7 protein-coding genes and 1 pseudogene are annotated in these 8,543 nt (G+C 69.5%); 1 reads left to right on the top strand and 7 read right to left on the bottom strand.

Translation table 11 applies throughout. From position 1 onward, the window contains the following. Window positions 1-350, bottom strand: a 350-nt coding sequence (locus UK12_RS15780) for a transposase (protein ID WP_231591234.1), incomplete at its 3' end; no start/stop codon positions are given. A 223-nt stretch (window positions 351-573) separates the two neighbouring features. Here UK12_RS15780 and UK12_RS39745 point away from each other — a divergent pair. Continuing rightward, window positions 574-726 (top strand): annotated as a pseudogene (locus UK12_RS39745) (IS630 family transposase); the annotation flags it as partial. 46 nt (window positions 727-772) lie between these two features. Here UK12_RS39745 and UK12_RS15775 read toward each other — a convergent pair. The 6 genes from UK12_RS15775 to UK12_RS44415 form a co-directional block, all read right to left on the bottom strand. After that, window positions 773-1,897: a catalase family protein gene (locus UK12_RS15775; protein WP_045303600.1), complete on the bottom strand. Its 1,125-nt coding sequence runs from the start codon at window positions 1,895-1,897 to the stop codon at window positions 773-775. 55 nt (window positions 1,898-1,952) lie between these two features. Then, entirely contained in the window at window positions 1,953-3,305 is a 1,353-nt protein-coding gene (locus UK12_RS15770; protein WP_045303599.1) for a Dyp-type peroxidase, read from the bottom strand. Window positions 3,306-3,421: 116 nt separating this feature from the next. Beyond that, window positions 3,422-4,012 (bottom strand): hypothetical protein, encoded by a 591-nt coding sequence (locus tag UK12_RS15765; protein ID WP_197084889.1) that lies wholly within the window; start codon window positions 4,010-4,012, stop codon window positions 3,422-3,424. A 127-nt stretch (window positions 4,013-4,139) separates the two neighbouring features. Then, window positions 4,140-4,988, bottom strand: coding sequence for a galactose-1-phosphate uridylyltransferase (locus UK12_RS15760; RefSeq protein ID WP_052681909.1), 849 nt, complete (start codon window positions 4,986-4,988; stop codon window positions 4,140-4,142). Between the two features lie 111 nt (window positions 4,989-5,099). Then, window positions 5,100-5,795, bottom strand: coding sequence for a glycosyl hydrolase family 95 catalytic domain-containing protein (locus UK12_RS45045; RefSeq protein ID WP_442973796.1), 696 nt, complete (start codon window positions 5,793-5,795; stop codon window positions 5,100-5,102). Window positions 5,796-5,982: 187 nt separating this feature from the next. Beyond that, the gene (locus UK12_RS44415) at window positions 5,983-8,469 is read right to left on the bottom strand and encodes an RICIN domain-containing protein (RefSeq protein ID WP_045303597.1); all 2,487 of its coding nucleotides are present in this window, start codon (window positions 8,467-8,469) and stop codon (window positions 5,983-5,985) included. Window positions 8,470-8,543 lie beyond the last annotated feature (74 nt).

Here is an 8,543-nt window from a genome sequence, read left to right as displayed (position 1 = left end):
TCCGCGCCGAGGGCCTTGACCAGGTCGTCGACCGACCGCGTGGACACGCCGTGGACGTAGGCCTCCATGATGACCGCGTACAGGGCCTGGTCGATCCGGTGTCGCCGCTCCAGCAGGCTCGGGTAGAAGCTCCCCGACCGCAGTTTGGGGATGGCCAGGTCCAGGTCGCCGGCCTGGGTGGTCAGGGTCTTGTCCCGGTGGCCGTTGCGAAACGTGGTGCGCGTCTCGGTGTGCTCGTTCCATTCCGCGCCGATCCTCGCGGTGGCCTCGGCCTCGATCAGCTCCTGAAGCATCCGCTCGGCCACACCGCGGACAAGTTCGAGCCCGTCCGCCGAACGTAGTGACTCCAGCAGGCGTAGTAGGTCATGCTGGGACAGGGCCACCGTGCATCTCCCTCGTTGAACTGGCAGTTCACTACGGAGAGTTGCACGGTGGCTGACTCATGCTCAGGGAGCGTGAGTCCTTCGCGGGTGTGCGCCCCGGGAGCGAGCCCGCGCACACCTCAACCTTGATCGGCTACACCATCCCGCGGGACGCCATCGTGGTCGGCGAGCATGATGCAGTACCCCGACAGACCGTTCCCAGCCGGTGCTGCCGATGATGCCGGGCATGCCCGAGCGCCGTACCCACGACTATCTGCGGCACGGCATCACCAGTCGGTTCGCCGCGTTCAACATCGCCGACGGCACCGTCATCGGCGAACTGCGCCGCCGCCACCGGGCCGTGGGGGCCGGCCGCCTTGGTTGACGCATCGTCGCGGTGGTGGGGCGGGTCAAGCGCCAAGTACCTCGTCGGCATTGCGGGGCTCTGTGCGCGGCTGCTGGTTGAGTTTGTGGCGCGCGATGGAGGATCGCCGGTAGACCTCCTTGCGGGCCCGCATGATGTTGCCCAGGGGCGCGTGCTCGGCGGTGACCCGCCAGGGTGTGAAGGACAGTGCGTCCATCTTCTCCAGGTTTTCCGGGCCGGAGATGTCCTGTTGCGGTAGCCGCAGCTTGGCCACGGTGACGGATGGCGAGAGCTGTTCGGGCCACTCCACTGTGGTGTCCTCCACCGGCATCCGCTCCAGGTCGGTGCAGAGTTGGACCTGGATGTCGAAGGCGTGGGGCCGCTCCTGCAACTCGGCTTGCAGGGCCGGTCGGAAGACCTCTGGCGCGGAGGTCGGGTCGATGTCGCGTCGGACCACGGCGGCGGCGGAGTGCGGGTCGGGGGTGATGCGCACCTTGGCGATGTAGTCCCCGTGCCTGACCGCGCCCATCGTCCAGTAGCTCGACAGCAGTACGTTGACCGGGGGGATCTTGGATAGGCGCAGGAAGGCGAGGAACTCGTCCCATGCCCAGTCGTCCTGGTCGAGGGTTCCCTTTCCGGTCACGAACTCGGTGTAGAAGCGATGCGCGCCGGGGCGGCCCTGGGAGAAGTAGGCCGGCGCGTTCAGGAACAATTCCTGGATGAACAGGTAGTGCTCGACTGTGTTGCAGAAGAAGATCGGTCCGTTGATGTTGGTGTAGTCGAATGTGCCTGTGTCCGGTTCGTCTTCCAGCAGGGTCGGGCCGGGGATGTCGAACATCTTCAGCGCCAGTCCGATGGCGGCGCCCAGTCGCGCGTCGGCTCCGGTGTGCGGCGAGCCGTTGGAGAAGCGGATGAGCGCATCGTGGGTTCCCGGAGTCGCGTAGATGCCTTGGGCGTACTCGGGGGGCAGCCCGTCCAGGATCTCCACTTCCCCTCGGACCAGCCCGTAGCCCTTGGCGTGGGCGTCGCGCAGGGCCCGTCCGGTGCCACCGGCCGTGACCGACTCGGCGATGTAGCTCTCGGTCTTCTCGATCACCGTCTGCACGCTGCGGTCGAAGTGCGGGTCGTCGTCTTCGACGTCCGGCGTGTAGCGGACGAACTGTGCTGCCATGGCTTCGACCTCTCCTCGGAGAGCGTGATCGGACCGCAGGGGGTGGGAATCGCGGTCAGTCCTCCAGTTCGGCGAGCCAGCGCAGGGCGCGCAGACCCGGCAGGAAGCAGTACTCGCCGCCGCGGGTGACCACGAAGCTGGGCAGGTTCTGCAGGCGACGCCGGACCGGCTTCTCCGGGATGGTGACCTTGCCGGTTCCGCCGTGATGCCCGGCCACCGGGTCCTTCTCGCCGGGGTAGCCGATGAAGTTGCCGTCGTTGATCCACTCGGCCTTGATGAACTCGAACTGTCGTTCCAGATGGGCCCCGATGAATGCTCCGACCAGGCCGCGGTCGGCGCCGTCGTCCTCCAGCACGCCCTCGGGCAGCGGCGGGCCGTAGGTGGTGCCGCGACGGATGAGGCGGTGCATCCGCGCGTCGCCGATGATCGTGGCATCGCGGGGGTTGGTGCGCCGGATGTGCGCACCGGCGGGGCAACGGTAGCCTCGGTCGTCGTTCTCCCGGTACAGGAAATTGTTGACGCGGTGCGGATCGGCCGCCAGCTCCGGGTCATCGTGCTCCGGCGTCAGCGTCAGCGGCGCCCCGCTCGGCCAGCGCCCGACCATCTTCGCCGCCAGCAGTGCTTCCTCCTCGGCGCTGGAGCTGTTCGCACGCAGGTACCGGCGCCAGGCCGCCACGTTGGTGTGGATCTTGCGAACGGCCACGTAGGTCCCATTGCGCCCCAGCACATCGGGGCTGGGCATGGGCGGCAGACTGCCGGTTTCGTCGGGGTAGCCGAGGATGAACTCGCCGGCCTTGATGGGGGCTTCCTGCGGGTTGGAGCCGGGCAGTCCGACGCCCTCGATGTTCGGATGGCTGATGCCGTCACGGAAGCCGAACGTGGTGCGCCCGGTCGGGAGCTGATGGACGTCCTGCTGCCAGATCACCTGGACACCGGGCGTGTCCTCGTAGACGGCACGGGCCCGCTCCAGTTCCTTGTCCAGCTGCGCCGCATCGGAGGACAGGGCGCTCAACGCGATATGGACATCGCCGGTTCCGAACGGTGCCTCCCAGTGGTCCGGGCCACTCTCGCCCACATCACCGATCCGCTCCGCCCGAGCGGCCATGCCCTCACGGAACGCCCGCGGAAAGCTGTCCAGCGACTCCTGGGGCACCCCCAGGGCCCTCAGCCCCTGAAAGGTGAGCGCCACCGCCACCCAGGCGTCCTGGCTCCGGTCCACGCCGGGCAGTCCACCCGAGGTCACCGGGAGCAGCCGCCGCAGCAGGTCGCGCCCGGCATGGCGGTCATCGACGCGCAGGAAGAGGAACTTCCCCTCGTACGGCACGGGCCGTGGACGCAGTGCCCCGCTCTGGACGTCGTCGATCTCGACGCTCACGCCGGCCGCGCTGCCGCTGTCCGTTGTGTTCATGCTCGTTTGTGCCTCCGTATCGGTCTCTGCCGGACAGCCCTGCGATGGCCGACTCGCACCGGCCGACGCGGTCCACCGAGGGTGGGTGGGCTCCGAGGGGCGGCTGTGTCCGGGTTCTAGGCCGAGGCTTCCTCCAGCAGCTTCTGGAAGGCAGGCGTGGCCACCAACTCCGCGTTGGCCGGGTTGTCCAGCATCACCCGGAACTCGGCGGTGTCCAGCACCTCCTGGAACGCGTCGTCCACGCGGTGGTCCTTCCAGATCTGCTGAACGGTCAGGTCGGGATACGAGCTGACGAAGACACCCGCGGGGGCTTGGTGGGCGACGAACCAGTCCTTCACCCCTGGATCGGCGACGCCGGGGAACCCTTCGCTGTGCGAGAAGATCTTGTCGAAGTTCGCCCCGATTACCGTCTGGGCGAAGTCGTCGATGTAGGTGTCCCAGGAGCCGTCGAAGACACTGGCGAACATGAACCGGGTGTCATTGTCGAAGATCACGTGCCGTGCGTCATGCAGGGTGCCGATCTGGCGCAGTGCCGCACGGGACTTCACGTCAGCCGACCCGCTGGCGAGCGTGGCGAGATCCTCACGCAACGCATCAGCGTGGCCCGGCTTGATCTTGGTAAAGACGGTGAACTCGCTGCAGACCCCATCCGACCTGCCCGGGCGCTCGGGGTGAGCCGATTGGGTTGAGCCTGTCGTCGCAGTCATCGTGACGTCCTCCTGCTGCGGTCGGTGCGAGGGTCGCCAAGCGTCCGAACATGAGGCGTCATCGCCCTCACCTCTTCATCCTGACCACATACAAGTCGCCTTGCATCCCCGGCCCGGGGTGATGCGGCTACCCGGGGCGCAGCAGTTCCAGGTAGAGGCCGGGGAATTCTGCACGTTCGGCCTCGTCGAGGTGGGTCAGGTCGGGGACCCGGCGGTGCGGGTAGAGATGGACTTCGTACGGCCAGCGGGCGGCGAAGGGGACGAAGGCGGTCCAGTGCTCGCCGGCCAGGACGACGTGGGTCCCGTCGGCGCGTTCGGCGGCCAGCAGGTTCTCGAAGAGGTTGCCGCCGGTGCGGGCGCGGTGCTCGGCCGCTGCGGTGATCACGCGCTCGGTGCGCGGGGTGACGAAGGGGAAAGCGGCGATCTGGCCGTGCGGGTGGGCGAGGGTGACGCCGATCTCGGCGCCGCGGTTTTCGAAGCAGTAGACCTGCTGGACGCCCGGGCGGGCGGCGAGGTCCGCGGTGCGGTCGGTCCAGGCGGGCCTGCTCCGGAGTGAGGTCGGTGAAGCTCGCCCCGTGGTCGGAGGTGAAGCAGACGACCTCGCACCGCCCCGCGGCGGGTGCGCTGGTGCGGAGGGGCGTGTCGGAGCGGCTGATGTGGGCGGCGGTGTCGAACGCGAGTGAGGGAAACGGTTTTCGAAGACCGCCACCTCGTAGGCGCCGGCCGGGATCTCGCCGGGCCGTCCGTTGCGGGACGGGCAGAGCGGGCACTGGTCGGCCGGCGGGTGGTAGGTGCGGCCCTGGCGGTGAGCGGCGATGGTGACCCAGTCGCCGGTGGCCGGGTCGCGCCGGATCTCGGACAGGGTGGTGGTCGGTTCGAGCGGGCGGGGGTCGAGTACGTCGCGGATCGAGGTGTCGTCCGTGTCGTAGTAGAGGAGCTCGCGGCCGTCGGCGAGCTTGGTGGTGGTCTTGTTCATGGTTCTGTCTTCCTGGTACGGCGAACTGGAGCGAGGCTGCGGTGGTCCACGAGCGGCGGACCCGACGCATCTCCTTGCCGATGCAGTGGAGGCGGCTGAAGGCTGCGGCTGTCAGTGGACGGCGGACAGGCGGTACGTCGTACCCGCCTGGGCCTTGACGCTCAGCCGCGGTCCGGGCCCGGCCTGGACGAGCCTGGCATCGACTGTGGCTCCGGTGTTGTTGGTCACTGCCAGGCTTGGGGTCCCGGCCGGTAGCTGAAGGGTGAGGGGGCGGGTGCGGGTCACTTCCAGATCGGCTTCGACCAGGCGACCTCCGTCCCACGTGAGGCCGACGCCGACGCCGCCCCTGACGCGAAGACCCGTGACCGAGCCGGTGGGCCAGGCCGACGGCAGCGCGGGCAGCAGGCGCAGGATCCCGTTGTGGCTCTGTATCAGCATCTCGATGATCGCGGCCGTGATCCCAAAGTTCCCGTCGATCTGGAAGATGTCCGGCGGGTGCAGGCCGAAGAGATTGGGCGCGGTGAACTCCGCCAGCATCGCCCTGACGCTGTCGTGGGCGAGCTCGGCGTCGCCCAGCCGGGCGGCGAGTGCGCAGACCCAGGCCCGGTTCCAGCCGGTGCTTCTGCCGCCGTGCCCCAGCCGACGGGCGAGGGCCAGCCGTGCCGGTTCGACGAGTGCGGGTGCGGTGATCGGGTCGATGGCGCTGCCCGGGTACAGGCCGTAGAGGTGGGACAGGTGCCGGTGGCCGGGGTCCTCCTCGGGGAGGTCCTCCGGCGGCGCGCAGCCGTTCCGTGCCCTCGACCGGATCCGGGGTGCCGGTCGCGGCGGCCAGTTCGTGGGCGCTCCGCACGCGGTTGCTCGCGTGCGGCCGGACCTCCGGCAACCGGTAGGTGAGGTCCAGGGCGGCGTTGAGTGTGACGGTGAGGCCCCCGGGACAGCCCCCGGGAGCCCGGCGTCAGGCCCGTCCCTCCAGGGAATGTCCTGCGGGCCTGGGTCAGGAGATCGACCACCGCTGCAGTGGAGAGCCGGTGTCTGGCTGCTGCGTCACCGGGGCGCCGTCGGCACTTGAGTCGGTGGTGAGCAGTAGGCCGCTGCGGGCCGAGGTGACGGCGTACGAGCCGTCGGCCGTCAGCCGGACGTTCCAGTGCTGGTTGCTCCCGCCGCTGCACGGCCACTGGATCACCTGGGCGCCGGCGGCGGTGGAGCCGCCGGTGACGTCGGCGCACATCGAGGAGCGGCCGTTGACCAGTTCGTACGAGCCGTCGGGCTGCGGGCGGAACTGCCAGAGCTGGTTGCTGCTCCCGGAGGTGGTCCAGGTGATGAGGTGGTTGCCGGCGGTGGTGCTGTTGTCGGCGTCGTCGAGGGCCTTGCCGCCCGTGGTCAGTGTGTGGTTCCCGCTGAGCGCCGGGGTGACGGTCCAGGTGAGGGAGGTCGAGGCGCTCGCGGTGCCGGAGGAGGCGGTGACGGTCACGGTGGCGACCCCGGCGGCGGTCGGGGTGCCGGAGATCAGGCCCGAGGGGCTGACGGAGAGCCCGGCGGGCAGGCCGGTTGCCGAGAAGGTGAGCGGCTTGCCGGCGTTGTCGGTTGCGCTCAGCTGCACCGAGGCGGCCTTGCCGACGGTGCCGGACTGGTCGCCGGGGGCGTTGAGCACGACCGTCTCGGGGGCTGTCCCGGTCGGGGTGAAGGCGAGGGTCTGCTCGTCGGCGGTGCGGCCGCCGCCGACCGTGCTGCCGGTGGCGTCGGTCCAGGAGCGGGCGGGTGTGGTCTCGGTGAGCCGGTCCGCCGTGCCGGACAGGCCGATCACCAGGCCGCTGTAACGGTTCACCAGCTGGAACCCGCCCTTGCCGGCCGTGCTGGGGAGGATGAACCACTGCTGGCCGACGGTGGCGTTCCCGCCGACGGCATCAGTGACGGTCAGCCCCGCGCCCCAGGCCCGGCCGGCCGTCGCGGTGGAGTCGACGCCCAGCAACTGCCCGGTGGCGGCGTTCGCGATCCGGTACGCGCCGTCGCCGTCGGCCAGGAAGCTCCAGGACTCGCGGGCGGAGCCGCTGGGCCGGGCCGTGGAGGTGGTGCCGGACCCTCCGTCGGCCTGGGCCAGGACCCGGCCGTCGCCGTTCTGGATCCGGTAGGTCTTCCGCAGGTCGACCGGCGGGGCAGCCGGTGCCGAGGAGCCGATGGTCATGTCGACGTACTGGCCGTCCGAGCCGGCGCAGGCGATGGAGCAGTACGTCCGGAAGGTCTTCCCGACGATCGTCGAGTCGGTCCGGTTGGCGCTGTCCAGGAACCAGCGGTACCAGGAGGCGGTGTGGTAGCCGCCGGTGTCGCCGAGCAGGGTCCACTTCTGGGTGGCGAGGTCCTTGGTGGCGTAGATCTGCTGCGGGGCGTTGCCGCTCTGGTCGACGGCCTGCGGGGAGCCGATGTAGAGGCCGAGGTAGGCGTCGTAGCTGACGTTCATGACGAACAGCGGCGTGGTCGGGGCGAGTGTGCCGGCGGCGATCTGCTGCTTGACGGTGCCGGGGTTCGTCGGGTCGTACTCCTTGGCGGGCGCCAGGTACCCGGTTGGGTTCGTGGCGTCGGCGGGCACCATGTCGCTCTCCAGGCCGCCCGCGCCCGGCTGCGTCCAGGAGCCGTCGTACCACTTCTGCCAGCTGTCGGGCGACATCTTGGCGGAGATCGGGGCCCGCGCGACGTGCTGCTGGAAGGCGCCCCAGGATCCGCCCTTGTCGACGATCCGGGAGCCGTAGAAGACGTAGAAGTAGCCTGAGGCGGTGTCGACGAACAGCCGCTGGTCGCCGTCGCCGTAGTAGAACGTCTGCTGCGGGAAGGCTGCGGTGTCTCCGCGCTTGGTGCTGTACGGCGAGGTGATCACGTGGTCCTTGATGGACCAGGTCTTTCCCTGGTCGGTGGAGACCGCGTAGTCGATCGCGTCGTAGTGCAGGCCGTCACCGAAGGGCTGGGGGGTGAACTCGTTGTGCACCAGCCCGTACCAGTCCCCGGTGTCCGGGTCGACCCAGACCCCGGACAGGTCGCAGAAGTTCTTCTGCGAATAGCCGGAGCCTGCTGGTGCGTAGCTGGCTTCCAGGCCGGTGGGGCTGTTGTTGCAGCGCCAGGTGGTGTCGTTGTTGCGGTCGTCGGGGTTGGCGGGGTTGACCGCGTCGCTGATCGCGGCCGAGCGGGTGGCGCTGTCGAAGTCCGTGCCGGTGTAGAAGTCCCACTGTCGGGAGTCCTTGGCGCCGTACAGCGAGTGCGACTGCTGGAGGTGGAACGTGCCGTCCTTGTCGGTGTAGACGCTCGCCGGGGTGTCGTCCGGGTACGCGTACGAGCCGGTCTTCCCGATCGAGATCGTGTAGGTGGCGCCGGCGTGCTTGGCGGCCGCCGGGGTGGCGGCCAGCGTGCCGGTGCCGAGGGCGGCAAGGGCGGCGGCGGTGAGGGCGCCGACCCATCGTGTGCGCAGAGCTGATCTTGTAGGTAGGGCTGACACTGCTGCTCCTCTTCCGTGGTGGGGCGCGCCGTTGCGCCCCTGGTGTGGGGGGTGCGGAACGGGAGAGTGGTCGG

Source organism: Saccharothrix sp. ST-888 (genome assembly GCF_000955975.1).
GTDB lineage: Bacteria > Actinomycetota > Actinomycetes > Streptomycetales > Streptomycetaceae > Kitasatospora.
The sequence above is the reverse complement of the archived record's forward strand: the minus strand, read 5'-3'. Positions and strand labels throughout refer to the sequence as shown.